The following is a 20,727-nucleotide window of genomic DNA, read 5'->3' as shown; positions in this document are numbered from 1 at the left end:
AGTGAAATTTCGCGTAAAGTTAATTTTATTGCCCTCATGGTACGGTCCAAAAACAAAAAAATTCTTCTAAGTCTAATTTTCCTAATTCCTTTTGTGTTTGGTGGATTTATTCCAAATGAAACGATGATGCCGGCATTTCGGATGAAAAAAATCGTTTTAGATGCTGGACACGGAGGAAAAGACCCCGGAAACCTGGGGTCAAACTCCAAAGAAAAAGACATCAATCTAGCAGTAACCCTTCTGGTGGGAAAGTACATCAAAGAGAATTTGCCTGATGTGGAAGTGATCTATACGCGTAAGGATGATTCATTTCCTGCATTGAAAGACCGCCCACAGATCGCCAACAATAATAAGGCTGATCTTTTCGTGTCCATCCATTCCAACTCCGCACCTTCCAAATCCGCATATGGAACAGAGACTTTTGTGATGGGGATGAAGTATTTTGATGACAACTTCGATATTGTCAAAAAAGAAAACTCAGTGATCCTATTGGAAGATAATTATCAGGAGAAATACGAAGGTTTTGATCCTACTTCTCCCGAATCCTACATTATGTTCAATTTGATGTCTAAGGCCTATTTTCAGAATTCGGTGTCTTTGGCAGATAACATTGAAAGCCAGTTCAAAAATAGGGTGGGAAGGAATAGCAGGGGAGTGAAGCAGGGCCCCTTTTATGTACTTTGGACACCCTCGATGCCGAGTGTTTTGATAGAACTGGGCTTTTTGTCCAATACCAATGAAGAGAAATTTCTGATGAGCAAGGCTGGTCAAGAATACATGGCATCAGCTATTTACCGTTCGATTCGAGATTATAAAAACGAAATTGAGGGAAATTGATTTTACTCTAAAATTCAAAGATTTAGCCCTTTTTCTTAGCGGAAAAGGGCTTTTGTTTATCTTCAAGTTTAAACCTTCAGCTTATTAAGCTAGTTTTTAATCCAATAAACCCAAATATTATATGAGCCAAGCAACTTCTTCAAAATTCCAGTCCTTTGAAGCATTACTGGAAGAACTTCGAGACAAATATGAACAGGTAAAACTGGGAGGAGGGGTAAAAAGAATTCAAAAAGAACACGAAAAGGGAAAGTTGACCGCAAGGGAAAGGATTGAATATCTGATAGATAAGGGTTCTGATTTTTTGGAAGTTGGCGCGTTTGCCGCAGACGAAATGTATCAAGAAGAAGGTGGGTGCCCTTCAGCAGGTGTAGTGACCGGTGTTGGTTATGTAAGTGGGAGGATGTGTGTCATTGTAGCAAATGATGCTACCGTAAAAGCTGGGGCATGGTTTCCGATGACTGCCAAAAAAAATCTAAGGGCACAGGAAATAGCAATGGAAAATAGGTTGCCGGTTATTTACCTAGTGGATAGTGCTGGAGTGTTTCTACCCATGCAGGATGAGATTTTTCCGGACAAAGAGCACTTTGGTCGTCAGTTTCGGAACAATGCAAAAATGTCTTCAATGGGCATCGTTCAGGTAGCTGCCATTATGGGGAGCTGTGTGGCAGGAGGAGCTTACTTGCCAATCATGTCCGATGAAGCATTAATTGTAGACAAAACAGGTTCTATTTTTTTGGCGGGTTCTTATTTGGTTAAGGCAGCGATTGGAGAGCACGTGGATAATGAAACCCTCGGAGGTGCCACGACCCATTGCGAGATATCTGGTGTCACGGATAACAAATTCGATAGTGACCAGGATTGTCTGGATGAAATCAGAAAGATTTTTGACAAAATAGGAAGCCCTGAAAAGGCGGGTTTTGATAGAGTAGAGGCTAAAGCTCCCGGGATTACTGGGGAGCAATTGTTAGAACGGTTTCCTCTGGACCGGGTAAAACCATACGATATGCATGAAATCTTGGCTGGCCTGGTGGATGGAGGTGAACTCGACGAATACAAAAAGGATTATGGTAAAACCTTAATCTGTGCTACCGCAAGAATCGATGGCTGGGCTGTAGGCATCGTTGCCAATCAGCGTAAAATTGTAAAGACGGCGAAGGGAGAAATGCAGATGGGAGGGGTGATTTATTCTGATTCTGCTGATAAGGCCGCTAGGTTTATCATGAATTGCAATCAGCGCAATATTCCTCTCGTGTTTATTCAGGACGTCAGTGGCTTTATGGTAGGGTCTAAAGCCGAGCACGGTGGAATCATTAAAGATGGAGCAAAAATGGTCAATGCCATGGCTAATTCAGTGGTTCCAAAATTCACCATTATTGTAGGCAATTCTTATGGAGCTGGGAATTACGCCATGTGTGGCAAAGCTTATGATCCGAGACTGATTTATTCCTGGCCTACGGCACAAATGGCTGTTATGTCTGGTGCTTCAGCAGCAAAGACCTTGTTGCAGATTAAGGTTTCCTCCTTGAAAAAAAGCGGAAAGGAAATTTCACCAGAAGAGGAAAATATGCTTTTGAACGAGATTACTGCAAAGTATAACAATGAACTCAGCCCTTATTATGCTGCAGCAAGATTGTGGGTGGATGGGGTGATTGATCCTAGGGAAACTCGAAGAGTGCTCAGCATGGGGATTGAGGCAGCCAATCATGCTCCAGTCAAGGAGAGATTTAATGTTGGAGTTATCCAGACTTAAACTAGAAATAATTAAATTCAGTATTCTTTCTCTATTTTTCCTATGAGTGAATTATCAGCCTCTGAATTGAATGCCTTGGTGTCTTTACTGGATGATACAGACCAGGAGGTGAAATCGCACGTTCGGGAACGCATTATTTCTCTGGGGACAGAAATCATCCCATTTCTTGAGGAAAAATGGGAGAATAGTTTCAATCCTGAAATTCAAAAAGAAATTGAAACCCTTGTTCATGAGCTGCAATATTCACTTTTGAAGAAAAGGCTCTTGGATTGGAAAATCAGCGAAGATAGGGATTTGCTGGCAGGTCTTTGGATCATCAATACCTACCAATATCCTGATTTGGAATTTGAAAAATTGAATGCAGAAATGCACCAGATTTACTTCGAAGTCTGGACGGCTTTTAAGAATGATTTAGCTCCCTATGACCAAGTAAAAATCATCAACAGCGTTCTATTTAATACACTTCGGTTTTCTGCCAATACCAAGAATTTTCACTCCCCGGCCAACAGCATGCTCTCGGCGGTTTTGGATTCGAAAAAAGGAAACCCTATCAGTCTGTGTGTAATCTACATGTTGGTAGCAAGAAAATTAGGGCTTCCGGTTTATGGAGTTAATCTCCCCAATCTATTTGTACTCACCTATAAATCGGATGATATTACCTTTTACATCAATGCATTCAATAAGGGCTTGATTTTTAGCAGGCAGGATATTTTTAACTACCTCAATCATCTCAAAATTGATCCCAAGGAGGAGTATTTTGAACCAACAGACAGTTTGCACATTATGTTGCGTTCACTCAGAAATTTGGCTCATTCCTTCGAGAAGCTTGGGGAGGTGGAAAAGGTAAAAGAAGTAAAAGAATTGATACGGATCTTGGAGGATTAGAATCTTTTGATGTTACACCCTGGAGCCCGTACCTGTGCAGGAATTGGGTCTTCCCCTTTCAATAATTGATTGATGGCCCGTTCCAAAAATTTCTCGGAAACACTTCCTGCTGCCTGTGGATTGTTATCGATAGCTCCCCGATAGCTGACTTTTAGACTTTCGGAATCAGAAGTCAGGATGACTGCTTCTGGGATTTTGGTGATTTGAAAAAACTGCGTGAACTTTTGGCCTTCATCGATTAGATAAGCCATATTCAATTTAGAATCGTCGATAAAGGTTCGCAAAGTAAGCTGACTTTCAGGCTCCGTTCCTACTTCAGGATTGATCAAAGCAAAATTAAATCCTTTGTTTTGGTAATTGGCCCTGAGTTCACTGATTCGGTTCTCATACATTTTGGCAAAAGGACAGTTCAGGTTGTGGAAAATCAAAACCAAGCCTTTTTGACCTATCATTTCCTTCAAGGTTACATTTTTTCCAGTGACCGCATCAACAAGTTCGGATTCTGGAATGCTCTGTGAAAAGGTTAAGACACTTCCCCAAAGAAAGAAAATAAGTGATAGTAGGTAGCTTTTCATGGTTTCAATTTTGAGTTACCAGATGGTATAGGTTAACACTACATTGCCGATGACTTTTACCCTGACTTGGTAGTAATGATCTGCAAATTCTGTACCGCGTATTTTGCCCTTGATGAGGTCAGTATTTTTATCAAATGGTTCCAATAGGATATTGTCCCGAAAAGAAACTCCTTTTTTTCCCTGGCATTTGAAGATGGACTCTTTTGCTGACCAGGCCATGGTATAGTGGATGGGGTCTCTTTCAAGAAAGTCCAACTCCTGGGGGTCCAAAAAGCGTTTTCCTATTCTCAGGATTTTTTCCCTGACAAAATCCATATCTATGCCTACAGGGAATTCCCGATGGAATATTGCCCCGGCCATTCCAGAAGTGTGGGATAGGGAAACATATCCTTCTCCTTTCATGGATTGGCTTTTTCCGTGTTCATCTTTGAAAAAACCGGGGTAGGGGATTTGAAGCTTGCCAAGTGCATCTTTGATTGCCAAGCGGGCAGTTGCCCATTCTTTTCTTTTCTCAGGATGTGAGATATTAGCGTAGGAAAGCTTTTCGCGGAAACTCAAAAATTCAAGATTGGCTTTTTTTTGGTCCTCAATAATCTTTATGGCGAGGGCTGAGGAAGAATCAATTTTTTCTATTTTTGTTTGCATAGGCCAAAGGGCACACCTTTTACTATCGTCCAATATATGCTAAAAATTCAAGTAAATAAATCCCAAACCTTAACAGGTCATAATGATTGCATCTATGCACTGGCTGAGGGAGGTGATCCAAGATTTTTTTATACTGGAGCCGGTGACGGAATGGTGGTGGAATGGGATTTGGACAATCCTAAGGATGGAAAATTGGTTGCCAAGCTTCCCCATTCCGTCTATGCGTTGGCTGTGGACAAGCAGAGAAATCTCCTGATTATAGGACATAATTTTGAAGGGATTCATGTTATTGATCTTGAAGCTAACAAAGAGGTATGGTCCTTAAAACTCACAGATCAGGCTATTTTTGATATCAAGGTGGTAGGGGATGAAATCCTTGTGGGAACAGGCGATGGAGTTTTGGTGGTGATTGATATTTTATCCAGAGCTGTCAGAAAACACATCAAGCTAAGTTCAAAGAGTATACGCGTGATGGATGTCGCCTTAGGCAAGAAGCATCTGGCTTTGGGATTGAGTGATCATTCCATTAAAATTCTGGATTTGGCGAAAGATTTTGAGCCTCTGGCCAATCTTACCGGTCACAGCAATTCCGTATTTGCCTTGGGCTATTCTCCCGATGAAAGCATTTTAGTCAGTGGAGCTAGGGATGCCTGTTTGAAATTTTGGGACAGCAGCAATTATTCCCTATCCGAAAATATCGTGGCGCATATGTTTGCCATTAATTATTTATCTTTCAAAGAGGACGGAAACTACCTTGTGACCTGCTCAATGGATAAATCCATTAAGGTTTGGGATTCAAAGGACCGGAAGCTGCTCAAAGTGATCGATAAAGCTAGAAATGCCGGACACGGAACCTCTATCAACAAAGTGATTTGGAGTACCTATTCACAAGATGTGATATCGGTGTCTGATGATCGTACCATTGCAATTTGGAACATTAAAGAGAACAATTTATGAAGATGAGTCCCGCAGAGATTCGCCAAAAGACTTTTGAAACTTCCTTCAGAGGATATGAAAAAAAGGATGTTACTGAATTTTTGGAGAGTGTAAGCCAGGTTGTAGATCAACTCAATCAAGAGATATTGGAGCTTAAATCCAGACTTCAGCAGGTAGAATCTGATGCAAAACGCTTGAAAGATGTGGAGGACTCTCTATTCAAGACCCTAAAAACTGCCGAAGATACTGGAGCGAGCATCATTGAGGAGGCAAATGAAGCTGCAGATCAGATAATAGCTGAAGCAAATCAAGCCGCAGAACATGCGACTGCACATGCCAATCAATTGATGGCTGAGGCTCAGGCTAAAGCTGAAGAAAAGGCCTCCATAATCATCAAGGCTGCTGAAGCGAAAGCGAAAGAGACCATCATGGAGTTGAGGGAAAGTATGGAGGGTTTGGTTAGATCTTATGAAGCACTTGCTGATCAAAGAGAGGCTTTGGTAAAAAGTCTGAAGCGTACGCAACAGGAAATGATTCATCAAGTGGAACTTTCTGAATCCCAGTTTTCAAGAATTGACGCCAAAGCTCATAAGCAGGCTATAGAGGAACTGAGTAGATCCAAAGCATTTACTTTGGAAAATATTTCCAGTTTAGCTCCAGAGCCAGAATATACACCTGAAGTTCCAACGGAGGACCCACTGGCTGAGATGGAGGCGATTGAGGAAGATCTGGATTTAGAAGTGCATGACTCTACGCCTGACGTGGCGATTGAGGAGGAAACAGCTGAACTTGAAATGGAAGCATCCTCCGTGGAAACTGAACCTGAAATGGAAGCGGAAACAGAAGTTGAAGAGGCAGAAGCTGAAACAAACGAAATTCAGAAGGAAGCAGAGGAGCCCTTCAAAGAGCAAGCTCCAAAGGCATCATATCGGGAAAATGAGCCTGTAGAAGATCCCAAAAAACAATCCGGGTCCTTTTTTGATCAGTTTGACTAATGGGAAAGGTAGCACTGGAAGGAATTGAATTTCATGCCTATCATGGCGCCTATCCTGAAGAAACTGTTCTAGGTAACCGGTTTACCCTTGACCTCGAACTCGATACTGATTTCAGGGAGGCAATGCTCCACGATGATCTGAAGGCTACCGTTGACTATGCCAAACTGTATAAGATCATCAAAGCCAGGATGGATGTGAAAGTCAAACTTTTGGAACACCTTGGGCATATGATTGTCACAGATATTTTAGAAGTTTACCCCCAAACCAAACAAATAAGGCTGACTCTTAAAAAACACGGTCCTGCACTAGGAGGTCTCGTAAAATATTCAGCAGTTCAGATTCAATACCCTGAAGATTATGCTTAGAAATTTGACACTGACTATCTGTCTACTTTTTGTCCTTTCATCTCTTCAAGCTCAATTCAAAACTCACCAGTTTTTCAATCAAAATGGGGATAAACTCAGTTTTGAGGAGGTCCTTGTCCTAAGTGAGGAAGCTTCTGTGGTTTTCTTTGGAGAATTGCATAATAACAGTTTGGCTCATTGGTTTCAATTGCAACTGTTGAAAGGACTCCAAGCAAAGCATCCCGATTTGGTGCTTGCGGCAGAGTTTTTTGAAAGAGACGATCAGTTGAATATTGAGGAATGGTTTGCAGGTAAAATCACGGAGAAAAACTTTGAGGCTGAAGCTAAACTTTGGAACAACTACCAGACCGACTACCGCCCTTTAATGCGTTTTGCTCAAGAAAAGGGTTTAGATTTTGTTGCTTCTAATGTTCCCAGAAAATATGCCTCTTTGGTCAGTAGAGATGGTTTGGATGGGTTGGATAGTTTAAGTGAGGAAGCGAAAAAATACTTAGCTCAGCTACCCATTCATTTTGATTCCAATTTGCCCGGTTATGTAGCCATGAAAGGAATGATGCATGGAGCCCCTGGAAATGCAGATTTTATGTTGCAGGCCCAAGCCTTAAAAGACGCTACTATGGCGGAATCCTTATTTCCTTACATTGATAAAGGACATAAAATTCTTCATGTGAACGGTTCATACCACAGTAAAGATGGGGAGGGGATACTTTGGTTTCTTTTGAAAAAATATCCCGAACTGAAAATATTGAACATCCATACCGTAGAGCAGGATCAGCTTGAAAGTTTGGAGGAATCTCATGCCAAGTCCGGGCAAGTGATTTTGGTTTTGCCTTCTGATAGTCACAAGTCTTATTGATTCCATGTATTCACGCGCAGAGAATTCCCGAATCCGAAAGGAATTTTGGATTGCTTTTGGGCAGTATATGAAGCCAGTGCCCAATGCTCAGGGAAGAAGGATCAATTGGCCCAATTATCGGACGGGAATTAAGGATATTTATTTCCGAATGAAAGCGGAGCGTGGCTTTGCTTCCATTGGAATAGAGATTTGTCATCCTGACGAAGAGCTTCAGGAACTGTTTTTTGATCAGTTTACCCAGCTTCGCAAGATTCTGGAAAATAGCACCGGCGAAAAATGGGATTGGAAACTTCACGCTGAAAATGAATTGGGGCAGACCATTTCCAAAATAGAAAAAGTTCAAAAAGGCTTAAACGTCATGGAGGAAGATGACTGGGCTAAAATCATTTCCTTTTTGAAACCGCGGATCATCGCTTTGGATGAGTTTTGGGATTTGGTAAAGCCGGGTTTTGAAGATTTTTAGCATTCCAGCTTCATTACTAAATGGGGCTTGACTGTGTTTGTGTTTTTTTCAATTAATACTCTAATCACTGCCTCACTTCTGCCAATAATTGATCCAAGGCAGTTTGGATATCTTTCTTTTTGAGTTGGTTGTTTTCTGACAAGATGCCTGTTCCAGTTCCCATCCAGAGGACTTCGTTTGTTTTGGCATTTTGGATTAGAAAAATGGCTTTTCCATATTCTCCAGTAGTGGTGAATGAGTGATCGATCGATACTGTATTAAGGCCCGTACCCAGGGGACCAGCTCCTTTAACCTCCTTTTCAAAATCCACTGAAGCGATAATTGCCTGAACAAATAGTTCGGGGTTTTCCTCAACCGGAGAAAATCCGTTTTCAATTAATTTTTGCTCATAAATTCGATTTAACTGAGTGATGCCCCTCGAAGCATTTTTTTGTGTGATGACTTGATAGGTTTTCATTTCAGCTAAATCGGAGGATTTGCGGACCTGATCCACCGTGATGTTTTCAGAGACTTTGCAGGAGGCGAGGGCAAAAAGAATCCCGGCGATTAGAAAAAAGTTTTTCATGGTTAAAGGATTTAGTTAAAAATAGGAGAGTTTACGATTATTCGAAATAATAGTTCTGAAAATCTATTCATTTTCAGTGAATTACGGGTTGAAATGGAAAGAACTATTCTAAGTCGAAAAACTTAGGATTTTATCCCTAAAGAGTATTTTTACTATAGTTGAATTTTTCAATCCTTTGCTGACCATTTTCAGAAATGTTTACTTGTATAATCAGCTTTTCTCCATCCCGCTCTATAGTCATTCCGTTAAACCAGGCTTTTTTATTTCCCAGTTCGATTAGCTGAAAAGTAGTCCATTCTTCTTTTTCTTCCCATCCTGTCAAATCTGAGCTAAAATGCTTCAACTTCATGGAAATGCTTTCCCCTTCCTGTATGAGATTCATGAATTCGGAGAAGACCAATTTTCCATTTTCCCAAAAGCGAAAAGTTCCGATCATATGACCATCAACAGCGGGCATCCAAACTTCCTCGCATTCACCTTCCAATCCAGGACCTGACCAATACCCGACCATCCAAGAAAAATCTTCTATATTGGCTTTCCCAGGGGGTTGTTCGGGTTCCAATTGCCTAACCTGACTAAATAGGGATTGATTAAATATCAAAAATAGAGAGATAGCGAAAAGTGTCTTCATAGATCTTTTTATTAAAGATCAGAAGATACAAAAAATTACAAGTCATGTCGCTTGGGGACATCCGGATTGATAAAGGTAAATCCCCTTGCTTCGTCCCCTTCAAAGAAGTCTATCTGCATTCCAAGCAAAAACATGAAGTGCTTCTTTTCGATCAGAACCTGAATCCCTGCTATTTCAAATTGCTGATCATCGGTTTTTGGTTTGTCAAAACCCAAAGCATAGGACATGCCGCCACAGCCACCCCCTTTTACCCCAACCCTCAGGAAATAGTCTTGGGGTATGTTTTTGTTGGCGATTATGTTTTTGATTTCAAACTCAGCCTTTTCTGTGATGGTAATCGGTGCAATCATGTGAAGCAAATGAATTTGGTAGGGATTTGGTTCAAGCAGGTGTCAAATTTACACAGGAATCGGTTTTCCTTGCGGGAATAAATGTGGATATTCGAGTCAAATTGAGCACAAATGGATTATATCGTTGACTTATTGAAGATTCTTCTTCCCGCAGGCGCGGTACTTTATGGAATGTATCTAGTGGTTGTTTCTTTTCTTTCCAAAGAAAGGGAAAAAATGCTGCTTGATCTGAAAACCCAAAACACACAAACCATTCTTCCCATTCGTTTACAGGCAGCTGAACGGCTGTGCCTATTGTTGGAAAGAATATCTCCGAATAATTTGGTCAGAAGAGCCAGTCCAGGGTCCTTTACAGCTTCTGAGTTGCATGGACAGTTGCTTTCTGAGGTTAGAGAAGAGTTTAGCCATAATTTTTCCCAGCAGGTTTATTTTACCGATGAAACTTGGGAGGCCGTAAAAAGGGCCGTTGAGGAAGTTTCTACTATTATCAATTTGAGTAGACAAAGTTTGGATCAAGATGCTTCCGGGATGGATTTGGCCAAGGCAATTTTTACCCAGTCACTGGAGCGGAAAAATGATGCCGTTGCCTATGCGATCAAAAAGGTGAAATCTGATGTCAATATTTATTTTTGATCGAATCCCATGACTACTCTCAAGACAAAAGCAACGATCCTATTGGAAAAAGCCAAGGCTGTTTTTGGTAGGCAGGTGGATGCAATTTTACGTCAGGAGCATAAAGTAATGGAAGTGGTTTCGGGTGTTGGTAGAAAACTTGCGAAACTCGGAGATCATCCCACGGTCCGAAAAGTCGTTGAACCCCTGTCACTGTTTTCCAGAATGCTCAAAGCACACTTTTCAGGTGCGCATAAACTATCGGGAAGCACCTTGGGTTTGATTATTTTAGCTTTGGTTTACTTTTTATCCCCCTTTGATTTGGCTCCGGATTTTCTGGGTGCTTTGGGATTTGCCGATGATCTATCCGTGATATTGGCCGTTTACGCCAAAATCAAGGACGAAATCAGCGAATTTTTGGATTGGGAGCGAACTCAGAAATAAGCTGGTCTGTTACCTCCCAAAGTTTGAGAGTATGTTAGATCACCAATTGGAATTAATTTCACCCGAATTAATTCAGTCTGCACAGACCTATCCAGAATATAGAGATATGGTCATTCGCCTTGCGTCTGAAAACAAAACCACAGGTCCCAATCAGTCCGAAAGCTATGTAGGCTATACTCAAATGGGAGCCCAAAGAATGAAACGCTGGGACAAAACCTCCAAAGTGGGTCCTGAAATGACTGAGTTGGTAAAATCCCTTCCACCTCACTATTGGCTGGTACTAACGGAGGCCTGGTGTGGGGATGCAGCTCAGACTATTCCCTATATGAATAAATTGACTGAACTCAATCCCGGAATAGAAATGCGGCTGATACTGAGAGATGAGAATCCTGAAGTGATGGATGCTTATCTTACTAACGGAGCCCGTTCAATTCCAAAGTTGATCGCATTTTCCAAGGATTTGAGAAGAGAGTTTTTTACTTGGGGGCCAAAACCTCAATTTCTTTTGGATAGGCAGAAGGCCTATAAACTTGACCCTAAAGGAATTTCGCCTCAGGAATTTACGGAAGGAACTCATCTTTGGTATGCACGGGATAAAAACCAATCTTTGGAAAAAGAATTGTATCAACTTATCCAAGAAGCATCTAATTCATGAAAATTGCTCTTCAGTCAGGCACATCTGGTTTAGTTGGTATGCAACTGTTGCATCAACTCATCCAAACTCAGGAATTCGATTATGTAATTAGTGTGGGTAGAAGGAAACTTGCGCTTAAGCATTCCAAATTGATCCAGTTAGATGGAGATCTTGGGAAGATTGATTCTTGGGACTGGAGAGAAAAAATAACATCCCAGACGCTTGGGGGAGAATATAATGACTTGGTGGATGCCCTGGGGAATGGAAAGGCTGAGGTATATGCTTTCTGTTCAATTGGAACCACGATCAAGCAGGCTGGAAGTCAGGACAAGTTTTATCAAGTGGACCACGATTTGGTAATAGGATTTGCCAAATGGGCCAAATCTCTTGGAGCAACTAGGTTTGTTTATATTTCTTCAATGGGAGCTGATGCCAATTCCAGTGTTTTTTATAGTCGATTGAAAGGGGAGGTAGAAAGTGATTTAAGAACACTTGGGTTTGATTATTTAGCTTTATTGAGGCCTTCCCTGCTTCTAGGACACAGACATGAATTTAGGCTGGGGGAAGAGTTGATGAAAATTGTCTCCAAGCCATTGGTTTGGCTTAAATTATTTAAAAATATCCGCCCTATTTTTGATCACCAAGTAGCCAGATCCATGGTGAAGGTTGCGATGGAGTCAAATCGAAAAGGAACAGAAATCATCCCTTCAGGGGTAATTCAGGATTTGAGCAAATGATAGTAGTAATCCAAAGAGTATCTGAAGCCTCCGTCAAAATCGAAGGTGAAATTAAATCCCAAATCGGAAGGGGAATGATGATCCTGTTGGGGATAGAGGAAGCCGACGGGCAGGAAGATATCGAGTGGCTTTCCAGAAAAATCGTGAATCTTAGGATCTTTCCGGACGAAAATGAGGTAATGAACAAGAGCCTTTTAGATGTAGGAGGGGATATTTTGCTGATTTCCCAGTTTACCCTTCATGCAAGTACAAAAAAAGGAAACCGTCCATCCTATATTAAGGCGGCCAAACCCGACCTTTCGATTCCGCTTTATGAGCAAATGATTACCGCTTTGGAACAAGAGTTGGGAAAAAGCATTGGTACAGGAGAGTTTGGAGCGGATATGAAAGTGGCTTTGGTAAATGACGGCCCTGTAACTATCGTGATTGATTCAAAAAATCGGGTTTAAATCAAGTAATTTTTATTTTAGGACTGATGTAGTCCAATACCCTCAGCCAACATGCAAAACCCTTTAATTCAAGTTCAACAGGCCAAGGTTCTCTTTAAAGGACAACAGGCTTTTGAGTCTTTGGACTTCAATTGGAGCGAAGGTCAGCATTGGGCTATCATTGGGGATTCTGGATGGAAGTTGACCGCATTTTTGGAGACTTTGAGAGGGAATACCGTTGTCTCTTCTGGGGAAATCCTCAGACCTTTCGCTACAGATTACAACTCTTTGAAAACTGCCCAAAAGGAAGTTCATAGTTTCCGCGACTTGATGGCTTATGTTTCCCAGAAATACGAATTTAGAAACCGGTTCAACCAGCAGGATTTTTACTTCCAGCAGCGATTCAACTCCTCGGAATCCGAGGAGACGGCAACTGTGTCAGAGTTTCTGAAAGATGTTCAGGCAAAAGTTCAAGGGCCCTGGACCTTGGAAAAGGTGATCAAGCTAATGAGATTGGAGCAATTGAGGGATGAATCATTGCTCAAACTTTCGAATGGGGAAACCCGCCGCCTTGCATTGGCAGCAGGGCTTTTGAGACAGCCTTCCATTTACCTGATGGATCAACCTATGACAGGTCTGGACGTGGGAAGCCGAACAGCCTTTGGGGAGATTTTGAAAGAAATGATTCAGGAAGGGATTCATGTGCTGTTGACGGCTTCGGCAGATGAAATCCCAGATGGAATCTCTCATATTGCACAGATCAATTCCGAGGGGATAGGCCAATCCTGGGAGAGGAATGTTTTTCATGGTTCAGGACAGGATGTTCAAATCAAATCCTGGGATTGGGATTTGTTAAGGTCTTTATTGCCCAGTAATTCTGTCCAGAAATTTTCTCCGGTAAAGCTTGAAAAAGTTCGAATCAGTTATGACGGCAAATCAATTTTGGATGCAATCGACTGGGAAATTAAAGCAGGAGAAAGATGGCTTTTGAAAGGTCCGAACGGTTCTGGAAAATCCACTTTGATCAGTTTGTTGATTGGTGAGAACCCCCAGTCTTATTCCCAGAATATTTGGCTTTTTGGTAGAAAAAGAGGAACTGGGGAAAGTATTTGGGATGTCAAAAGGCCTACAGGTTTTGTGGCGCCTGAGCTATCTAGGTATTTCCCATCCAATCAAACATGCCGAAAAGTTATTCTATCTGGATTGTTTGATACCATGGGGCTATTTAAAAAGGTAACCCCAGATCAAGAGAATCTTGCCCAACAATGGATTCAGCTTTTTGAACTTGAAAACCTGGCAGAATTGCCATTAAGCAGGCTTTCTTTGGAGCACCAGCGCTGGACATTGTTGGCTAGAGCTTTGATCAAGAAACCAGACCTGCTGATTTTAGATGAAGCTTCACAGGGAATGGACGAATTGCAAAGGAGGTTATTTAAGTCCACGGTCCAAAAAATATGTGAATTGAGCTCGGTTTCCCTCATTTATGTAAGCCATTATGCAGAGGATATACCCGAAGCAGTGGATTTGACTTATCAGCTTTAAGCTGAGAACAAAGTTTTTTCTTTTGTCCTTATTGATTTTCTGAGCCTGATTTTGAAGTCAAACCCTTTTTTAAAGGAAAATTGGCTTACTAATTTTTGAAAAATCTCAAAATTCTTTTTCTACGGTAAGGTTGGGTCAAGAAATTGACTATATATTATCCTAATAATTTTCACTGGATATATTTTTATGGATAAGAGAAGAGATTTTCTCCAAAAATTAAGTTTTGGATTGATTACCCCGGCTTTGTTTGGTACTAGCATTTGGAAAGAGCCAAAGTTTGAAAAGGACTTGGGAGAAATGAGCTGGGAAGAAATCCGGAAGTTGTTCCCCTTGGAAAAAAATAGGATTTATTTAAATAACGGTACTTTCGGTCCCTCTCCAAAATCAGTTTTAGATACGATTCAGGATTCTTTTCAGCATACCAATTCTACTGGAGAGTATGGGAATCCGAGTTCAGGAAGAGAAAGGATTGCAGCTTTTTTGGGTATAAAAAAGTCGGAATTGTGCCTTACTCATAATACTACCGAGGGTATTAATATCATGGCTTGGGGCCTTCCTTTGAAAAAAGGAGATGAGGTGATTATTACTTCCCATGAACATGCGGGAAGTGCGATTCCATGGTTAAACCGTGCTAAATTGGACGGGATCGTGTTGAAGGTTTTCAAGCCTTCTGACACAAGGAATAAGAATTTTGAACTGATCAAAAGTTTGGTGACATCTCGCACCAAGGCTATAGCTATCCCTCACATTACATGTACCACGGGTACAGTTTTTCCGATCCGTGAAATCGCTGATTTTGCTAGGGAAAGAGGGATATTCACTGCAATTGACGGTGCCCATGGGGCAGGTACTTTAAAACTCAATATTAGCGAACTGGGCTGTGATTTTTATGCAGGCTGCTTCCACAAGTGGATGTTGGGTCCCAATGGATCAGGGTTTTTATATGTCAAAGAGGATTTACTCGATACACTACAGGTATATCAAGTTGGGGCATATTCAGAAAAAGGATGGGAATTGAGCGAGAGCAAGGCAAACCTGAAGGGATATGTGGAGACTGCACATCGTTATGATTTTGGTACCCAAAGTACTCCATTGCATTTGGGAATAGTGGCCGCAGTGGATTTCCATGAAAAAATAGGGAGAGAAAAGATCGAACTTAGAGTCAGGGAACTTAATGATTATCTCTTCAATGGATTAAAGGAATTGAAAGGAATTGAAATTCTGACTCCTGAAGAAAGGGAGTCCAGAATCAGTGTGGTAGCCTTCCGCATTCCGGGATTAGATTATCAGGAAATAGCGAAAAAGCTGAGTAAAAAGAAAATCCGAATTCGTGGTGTCCATGAAGCGGGATTGAATGCTATTCGTGTTTCCACTCATATCTACAACAGCAAATCGGAAATCGATACGCTGTTGGGGGAAATTAAAACTATGCTTTCCTAGGTTTTTTGGGTTTGTAATAGGCTTTGATGGCTGCCTCATTTTCTCTGAATTGGGCGATTTGTCCGATCAGATCTAAAGGCAACTCTTGGTCATAGGGAATCTGTATAGCGCCTTTACTACAATTGAAACCTTTCAGTTCTTCCTTGAACTCAGTCACTCCCGAACTGGTAGGGTAGAAGCCAATGTGGTTTTTCATTGCTGCATAATACACCAAAACCTCCGTGGTTTTAAAAGCTGGCATATGGTAACTGATTACCTCTTTGGCTTCTGGAAGTAGCTCCTGGATTGTTTTTCTAATGAGTTGGAGCTTTTCCTGAATTTCTGCAGGAAACCAACTGATATACTCATCTACAGAGGAAGCTTTGGGATTCATCAGTGAAATTAAGGCTTGATAAGGGTGATTCCCTCTCCTTCAAATTGATTCATAGAGGGTAATGCCAGTATAGCTTCCTCAAGACTGATTTGTCTTCCAAGCAGTTTTTCAGGTTGAAGTTTTCCCGAAAGAATCATTCTTAGCATTTCCTCATATCTCCAGGCCTGCATACCATGGCTCCCGTATAGTTCCAGTTCCTTGGATAGTACCATGTTCATTGGGACCGGCGCATTTTTCTCTTTGTCCAACATCAGGCCGACCTGAATATGTTTTCCTCGTTTTCTTAAGCAGGCAACTGAATTGAAGCAAGTTTCCAAACTTCCAAGGGCATCCAGAGAAACATGGGCTCCACCTTTGGTGAGTTCTCGGATCGTTGCAGCCACATCTCCTGTAGTGCGTGCATTGATTTTGTAGGAGGCTCCCATGCTTTTTGCCATTTGGAGTTTTTCTTCTGAAATATCAACGGCTATCACTTGGGCTCCCAATGCATTAGCAATCATAATAGCAGACAGTCCCACACCTCCACAACCGTGGACAGCTACCCATTGTCCTCCAGAAACCTTCCCTTGATCTACCACTGCCCGAAATGAGGTAGCAAATCGACAGCCCAAACTCGCAGCGGTTTCAAAGCTAATGGACTCGGGGAGTTGGATGAGGTTGGTTTCGGCTCTATCTATGGCTACAAACTCCGCAAAGGAGCCCCAGTGGGTGAATCCAGGTTGAAATTGGGCGTCACAGACCTGTTGATTTCCAGAGGCACAGGTAGGGCAGGTGCCACATGCACAGACAAAAGGTACGGTGACCCGATCTCCTATTTTCCAATTTTTGACTTCCTTTCCCACAGCGCTTATCACTCCCGCAAACTCATGCCCCGGAACGTGTGGCAAAACAATGTCATCATCGTGTCCCATCCAGCCATGCCAATCGCTTCGGCAAAGTCCAGTGGCTTTGACTTCGATTACTACGCCATCTGATGATGGGGTAGGATCTTGTACTTTTTGTATGGAGGGGGGAGCTTGGAATTGCTCATAAACTAATGCGCGCATGGGGAAGAATTAAAGTTGATCTGCTGCTTTGATCCATCTGACACTGAGATCCGGATCGGCCATATCCCGGTCCAAGGGGAACATAGGACGGTTGATGCGTTTGTATCCCAACCTTTCCAGATCCTGGTCAACTCCACCCGGAGTCAGTGCCATGATCCAGCCCCCTCTCATGTCATAGAGTTCAGGGACCAAATATCCGATTTTGACCACAACAATGTCCGATTCACGGGGATTTAATTGAAGCTCGGTGAAGTCCTTTTCATAGTGGTAAGGCTTTCTCTTTTTGGTCACAATAACCCTCACGGAGCCGGTTTGTACGACTACTTCTACCTCCGCATCCCGATCCCCTTCTTTGATGGACAGAATTTTGCCTTTGAGCAAAATAGGTCCGGCAAATCGGTTATCAACAGCAGCGCCAACATAGCCCTCAACTTCTGCTCCAATTCCTGCTTCAAGAGCGTTTTCAACCAAGTCAGGACCTGGGATGGAAGCATAAATCAAGGAGGGACCCGATTCGGATTTAAATTCAGGTCTTTTTAGGATTTCATTCAGGGTCCAGGTCACATCACCGGCTCCTCCTGCGGTGGGATTATCTCCCATATCAGAAATCATAAATGGTTTTTTATCACTGGAAAGTGCCATCTCCAAGCTCTCCTCCAAAGTGGCAACCGGAGCCACAAATTCAAATTCATTTCTTACATCCCAAAAGCTTTGGGCCAAGTACTCAGCACCATTTTTAACCTCATTTTCATCATCCCCTGTAACCATGACAACTGCATGATTCCGTGGTTCATCTGCCCATGCATAACCAATCCAGATTGCCGCGTCGATTACCCCCTCCTTTTTGGTGATGGGGTCAACTTTGGCATAAAGGCTTTTCCCAGGCTCAATGCGGGTACTTGTTTTTTCACCTGGAAGTAAAATTGGTACAGGAATCCATGCCTTGTATTTGGGCTTTCCTTTTCCGTTTTCCAGTCTCTCCAATAAGTTTTCTACTGCGCGCTGTTTGGATTCCAGGGCATCTTCATGGGGAGCCATTCTGTAGCAGGTAATCAGATCAGTGTGTTCCGCCAATCGTTGGGAAACATTTCCATGCAAGTCCATGGATGTGGAAATCAGGGTTTCAGACCCTACCACTTCCCGAACTTTGAGGATGAAGTCCCCTTCTGGATCCTCCAATCCTACCACGCTCATGGCTCCGTGAATGTCAAAAAACAGTCCGTCGTAAGGGAGGTTTTCTTTAAGCATTTCCAAGGTAATATGGACCAGAGAATCATAAGCTTCTCTAGTTACAATTCCCCCAGGGATAGCATGGCCTCTTAATGTAGGAAACCATTCGGCACGCTTTCGGTCGGCTGAATCAACTGCCAAAAAAGGATAATAGCTGAAAATCTCCTCACCAATTCTGGATTTAAATGCTGCCGCCTCTGTTTGGGCGGGTGAAAAAGTACTGGACTCAATGGCCAGGCCAGCGATCGCAACTCTGGGCAAGACTTTTGACTCTTCTTTTTTGGAACAAGAAAAAAGGGATAGGCAGAGGATCAATAATGGAAATAGATGTTTCATCAATGAAGGAAGGGGTTAGTGATTCCGGTTTTTGTACAATACCAATCTAAATTAGAAACAAAGCCTGAATTCTAATTAAACATTCTTTTAAATGTTGTAAGCTGGGTTTCTACTGGCTATTTTCCTGTTCGGTTTAGCTACATTTTCTGACATGAAAAAAGAAATCACCCTTTCTGAGGCACAGGCTCAGGTAGATCAATGGATCAAAACTGTAGGGGTCCGTTACTTCAACGAACTCACCAATATGACCATTTTGATGGAGGAAGTCGGGGAACTTGCCCGGCTGATGGCCAGGACGTATGGGGAACAATCCTTTAAGGAATCAGATAAGGATAGGGAATTGGGTGATGAAATGGCTGATGTTCTTTGGGTGCTCATTTGTCTGGCCAATCAAACTGGGGTGGACTTGACAGAAGCATTGGCCAAGAATTTTGAAAAAAAGAACATCCGGGACATTAACCGACACAGGGACAACGAAAAGTTGAGATAAGCAGAAATTAAAAAATAATGAGATTAGAAGGAAAAACTGCCATCATCACCGGAGCAACCAGTGGGATGGGAAAGGCCACAGCGGAGCGATTTAGCAGAGAGGGAGCTTCCTTAATTCTGAGCGGTAGAAATAAAGAAAGGGGAGAGGAACTGGAGAAGAGTATCCGGGCAGAGGGAGGAAAAGCAGTGTTTATCCCTGGTGATGTTGGTTTAGTGGAAGTAAACGAAGCTTTGGTAAAAGGGGCCATTCAGCATTTTGGGAGCTTGGATATAATCGTGACTAATGCGGGAAACTTGGGATTAGGGTCAGTCACAGATATTTCATTGGAAGAATGGAGTCATACGATCAATACGAACCTCAATTCGGTTTTTTACCTCAGCCGGTTCGCAATTCCTGAAATGCAAAAACAGGGGTCAGGAACTATTCTGGTGAACAGCTCCATAGCGGCATTCAAAAGTTTTCCGAATCATGCGGCTTATTGTGCAAGTAAGGCAGCCTTGGTTGCTTTGGTCAAGGAGATGGCTTTGGATTATGGACCTGTAATCCGTGTAAATACCATTTGTCCCGGTCCCGTGGATACTCCTTTGATCTGGGATTCCACCAAAGCTTTTGAAAATCCAGAATCCATAGTGCAGGAAACCGCCAATAATACCCTGATGAAACGACTTGGGAAGCCCGAAGATATAGCTTCCCTGGCTTTGTTTCTGGTTTCTGATGAGGCATCTTGGATCACCGGGGCTGCCTATACCATTGATGGAGGAATTCTTACCAAATAACTGAATCATGACCAACAAATCGTCCCGTAGAAGTTTTATACAAAAGGCATCTGCCTTGGGTCTTTCTGCTTTACCTCTTTCGGCTCTTGCTGGCACTGAACCCGTACAGAAAAAAGAAAGGTTAAAAGTGGTCTGCGTAGGAGGCCATCCCGATGATCCTGAAAGTGGATGCGGTGGAACCTTGGCTAAATTCAGTGCTGCAGGCCATGATGTTAAAGTGCTCTACCTGACCAAAGGTGAAGGTGGAATCCCTGGGAAAACCGCAAATCAAGCCGCAAAAATCCGAACCAAAGAAGCCGAAGAAGCTTGTAAAGTTTTGAAGGTCAGACATGAGTTCTTGGGGCAGATTGATGGAGAAACCATGGTCAATAATGAATGGATCCAGAAAATGACTGAATTTATGGAACAGGAAAAACCCGACCTGGTTTTTACCCAATGGCCCATTGATACACATCGGGACCATCAAGCAGCAAGTATCTTGACTATCCAGGCTTCTTTGAGAGTCAAAAAGAAATTCCAAATATATTTCTATGAGGTCTGTGCCGGTTCCCAGACTATGACTTTTCACCCCGGGGAATATGTGGATATTTCCAATGAGCAGGAGACAAAAAGGAAGGCACTTTTTTGCCATGTCAGCCAGGATCCCGAAGGAATCTATGCCTGTGGACATGAGGCCATGGAAAAATTCAGAGGAATGGAGGCTGGTGTTCAAGCTGCAGAAGCTTTTGTCAAACTGAACGGCAGGAACAATCCTTCCGGAATTCTCTGAAAAAAACTTGAATAACC

At 42.4% G+C, this 20,727-nt stretch carries 26 protein-coding genes; 18 read left to right on the top strand and 8 right to left on the bottom strand.

Annotation, left to right across the window (positions count from 1 at the left end):
• Window positions 1-36 precede the first annotated feature (36 nt).
• The 3 genes from P2G54_RS11075 (at window position 37) to P2G54_RS11065 (ending at window position 3,472) form a co-directional block, all read left to right on the top strand.
• Entirely contained in the window at window positions 37-837 is an 801-nt protein-coding gene (locus tag P2G54_RS11075; RefSeq protein WP_275871102.1) for an N-acetylmuramoyl-L-alanine amidase, read from the top strand.
• A gap of 121 nt (window positions 838-958) precedes the next feature.
• Window positions 959-2,587 (top strand): carboxyl transferase domain-containing protein, encoded by a 1,629-nt coding sequence (locus P2G54_RS11070; protein WP_275871100.1) that lies wholly within the window; start codon window positions 959-961, stop codon window positions 2,585-2,587.
• 42 nt (window positions 2,588-2,629) lie between these two features.
• The gene (locus P2G54_RS11065; protein ID WP_275871098.1) at window positions 2,630-3,472 is read left to right on the top strand and encodes a transglutaminase-like domain-containing protein; all 843 of its coding nucleotides are present in this window, start codon (window positions 2,630-2,632) and stop codon (window positions 3,470-3,472) included.
• Here the strand turns inward: P2G54_RS11065 and P2G54_RS11060 are convergent.
• Entirely contained in the window at window positions 3,469-4,047 is a 579-nt protein-coding gene (locus P2G54_RS11060; protein WP_275871096.1) for a redoxin domain-containing protein, read from the bottom strand. The genes P2G54_RS11065 and P2G54_RS11060 overlap by 4 nt on opposite strands.
• A gap of 15 nt (window positions 4,048-4,062) precedes the next feature.
• Window positions 4,063-4,692 carry a 4'-phosphopantetheinyl transferase family protein gene (locus tag P2G54_RS11055; protein ID WP_275871094.1) on the bottom strand — a complete coding sequence of 210 codons (630 nt, stop codon included), beginning with the start codon at window positions 4,690-4,692 and terminating at the stop codon, window positions 4,063-4,065.
• A gap of 36 nt (window positions 4,693-4,728) precedes the next feature.
• Here P2G54_RS11055 and P2G54_RS11050 point away from each other — a divergent pair, with 36 nt between their 5' ends.
• The 5 genes from P2G54_RS11050 to P2G54_RS11030 are packed head-to-tail and all read left to right on the top strand — an operon-like array spanning window position 4,729 to window position 8,307.
• Complete coding sequence (locus P2G54_RS11050) at window positions 4,729-5,649, top strand: WD40 repeat domain-containing protein (RefSeq protein WP_275871091.1); 921 nt, start codon at window positions 4,729-4,731, stop codon at window positions 5,647-5,649.
• Entirely contained in the window at window positions 5,646-6,623 is a 978-nt protein-coding gene (locus tag P2G54_RS11045) for a DivIVA domain-containing protein (protein ID WP_275871089.1), read from the top strand. The genes P2G54_RS11050 and P2G54_RS11045 overlap by 4 nt, the downstream gene beginning before the upstream one ends.
• The gene (gene folB, locus P2G54_RS11040) at window positions 6,623-6,988 is read left to right on the top strand and encodes a dihydroneopterin aldolase (protein WP_275871087.1); all 366 of its coding nucleotides are present in this window, start codon (window positions 6,623-6,625) and stop codon (window positions 6,986-6,988) included. The genes P2G54_RS11045 and folB overlap by 1 nt, the downstream gene beginning before the upstream one ends.
• A complete protein-coding gene (locus tag P2G54_RS11035) occupies window positions 6,981-7,844 on the top strand; it encodes a ChaN family lipoprotein (protein WP_275871085.1) in 864 nt (287 codons plus the stop codon). The genes folB and P2G54_RS11035 overlap by 8 nt, the downstream gene beginning before the upstream one ends.
• A gap of 4 nt (window positions 7,845-7,848) precedes the next feature.
• Complete coding sequence (locus tag P2G54_RS11030; RefSeq protein WP_275871083.1) at window positions 7,849-8,307, top strand: DUF4268 domain-containing protein; 459 nt, start codon at window positions 7,849-7,851, stop codon at window positions 8,305-8,307.
• Between the two features lie 64 nt (window positions 8,308-8,371).
• On the opposite strand, the gene P2G54_RS11025 is transcribed toward P2G54_RS11030, so the two are convergent.
• The 3 genes from P2G54_RS11025 to P2G54_RS11015 form a co-directional block, all read right to left on the bottom strand.
• The gene (locus P2G54_RS11025; RefSeq protein ID WP_275871081.1) at window positions 8,372-8,872 is read right to left on the bottom strand and encodes a DUF4136 domain-containing protein; all 501 of its coding nucleotides are present in this window, start codon (window positions 8,870-8,872) and stop codon (window positions 8,372-8,374) included.
• Between the two features lie 136 nt (window positions 8,873-9,008).
• Window positions 9,009-9,503, bottom strand: coding sequence for a DUF6265 family protein (locus P2G54_RS11020; protein ID WP_275871079.1), 495 nt, complete (start codon window positions 9,501-9,503; stop codon window positions 9,009-9,011).
• A gap of 35 nt (window positions 9,504-9,538) precedes the next feature.
• Window positions 9,539-9,853, bottom strand: coding sequence for an iron-sulfur cluster assembly accessory protein (locus tag P2G54_RS11015; RefSeq protein WP_275871077.1), 315 nt, complete (start codon window positions 9,851-9,853; stop codon window positions 9,539-9,541).
• Window positions 9,854-9,964: 111 nt separating this feature from the next.
• Between P2G54_RS11015 and P2G54_RS11010 the strand changes: the two genes are divergently transcribed.
• The 7 genes from P2G54_RS11010 to P2G54_RS10980 all read left to right on the top strand — a co-directional run bounded on the left by P2G54_RS11010 (window position 9,965) and on the right by P2G54_RS10980 (window position 15,690).
• Window positions 9,965-10,486 carry a hypothetical protein gene (locus tag P2G54_RS11010; protein ID WP_275871075.1) on the top strand — a complete coding sequence of 174 codons (522 nt, stop codon included), beginning with the start codon at window positions 9,965-9,967 and terminating at the stop codon, window positions 10,484-10,486.
• Between the two features lie 9 nt (window positions 10,487-10,495).
• Window positions 10,496-10,909, top strand: coding sequence for a DUF1232 domain-containing protein (locus P2G54_RS11005; protein WP_275871074.1), 414 nt, complete (start codon window positions 10,496-10,498; stop codon window positions 10,907-10,909).
• Window positions 10,910-10,940: 31 nt separating this feature from the next.
• Window positions 10,941-11,564, top strand: a complete 624-nt coding sequence (locus tag P2G54_RS11000; protein ID WP_275871072.1) for a thioredoxin family protein — start codon at window positions 10,941-10,943, stop codon at window positions 11,562-11,564.
• Window positions 11,561-12,280, top strand: coding sequence for an oxidoreductase (locus P2G54_RS10995; RefSeq protein WP_275871070.1), 720 nt, complete (start codon window positions 11,561-11,563; stop codon window positions 12,278-12,280). Before P2G54_RS11000 ends, P2G54_RS10995 begins: the two co-directional genes overlap by 4 nt.
• Window positions 12,277-12,729: a D-aminoacyl-tRNA deacylase gene (gene dtd / locus P2G54_RS10990; protein ID WP_275871068.1), complete on the top strand. Its 453-nt coding sequence runs from the start codon at window positions 12,277-12,279 to the stop codon at window positions 12,727-12,729. Before P2G54_RS10995 ends, dtd begins: the two co-directional genes overlap by 4 nt.
• Before the next feature lie 51 nt (window positions 12,730-12,780).
• On the top strand, window positions 12,781-14,250 hold the full coding sequence (locus P2G54_RS10985; RefSeq protein WP_275871066.1) for an ATP-binding cassette domain-containing protein: 1,470 nt from the start codon (window positions 12,781-12,783) through the stop codon (window positions 14,248-14,250).
• 186 nt (window positions 14,251-14,436) lie between these two features.
• A complete protein-coding gene (locus P2G54_RS10980; RefSeq protein WP_275871064.1) occupies window positions 14,437-15,690 on the top strand; it encodes an aminotransferase class V-fold PLP-dependent enzyme in 1,254 nt (417 codons plus the stop codon).
• Here the strand turns inward: P2G54_RS10980 and P2G54_RS10975 are convergent.
• Genes P2G54_RS10975 through P2G54_RS10965 form a run of 3 tightly spaced genes read right to left on the bottom strand, consistent with a single transcriptional unit; the run spans window position 15,677 to window position 18,675 of the window.
• Window positions 15,677-16,063 carry a DUF1801 domain-containing protein gene (locus tag P2G54_RS10975; protein WP_275871062.1) on the bottom strand — a complete coding sequence of 129 codons (387 nt, stop codon included), beginning with the start codon at window positions 16,061-16,063 and terminating at the stop codon, window positions 15,677-15,679. The genes P2G54_RS10980 and P2G54_RS10975 overlap by 14 nt on opposite strands.
• 8 nt (window positions 16,064-16,071) lie before the next feature.
• Window positions 16,072-17,109 (bottom strand): zinc-dependent alcohol dehydrogenase family protein, encoded by a 1,038-nt coding sequence (locus tag P2G54_RS10970; RefSeq protein ID WP_275871060.1) that lies wholly within the window; start codon window positions 17,107-17,109, stop codon window positions 16,072-16,074.
• Between the two features lie 9 nt (window positions 17,110-17,118).
• A complete protein-coding gene (locus tag P2G54_RS10965) occupies window positions 17,119-18,675 on the bottom strand; it encodes a M81 family metallopeptidase (RefSeq protein ID WP_275871058.1) in 1,557 nt (518 codons plus the stop codon).
• Between the two features lie 151 nt (window positions 18,676-18,826).
• Between P2G54_RS10965 and P2G54_RS10960 the strand changes: the two genes are divergently transcribed.
• Genes P2G54_RS10960 through P2G54_RS10950 form a run of 3 tightly spaced genes read left to right on the top strand, consistent with a single transcriptional unit; the run spans window position 18,827 to window position 20,710 of the window.
• A complete protein-coding gene (locus tag P2G54_RS10960) occupies window positions 18,827-19,165 on the top strand; it encodes a nucleotide pyrophosphohydrolase (protein WP_275871056.1) in 339 nt (112 codons plus the stop codon).
• Window positions 19,166-19,182: 17 nt separating this feature from the next.
• A complete protein-coding gene (locus P2G54_RS10955; RefSeq protein WP_275871054.1) occupies window positions 19,183-19,941 on the top strand; it encodes a glucose 1-dehydrogenase in 759 nt (252 codons plus the stop codon).
• A gap of 7 nt (window positions 19,942-19,948) precedes the next feature.
• On the top strand, window positions 19,949-20,710 hold the full coding sequence (locus tag P2G54_RS10950) for a PIG-L family deacetylase (RefSeq protein WP_275871052.1): 762 nt from the start codon (window positions 19,949-19,951) through the stop codon (window positions 20,708-20,710).
• Window positions 20,711-20,727: the final 17 nt, after the last annotated feature.

Origin of the sequence: Algoriphagus sp. CAU 1675 (genome assembly GCF_029222925.1) — a bacterium.
Lineage (GTDB): Bacteria > Bacteroidota > Bacteroidia > Cytophagales > Cyclobacteriaceae > Algoriphagus.
Note: the sequence above shows the minus strand (reverse complement) of the source record. Positions and strands in the feature narration are given on the sequence as shown.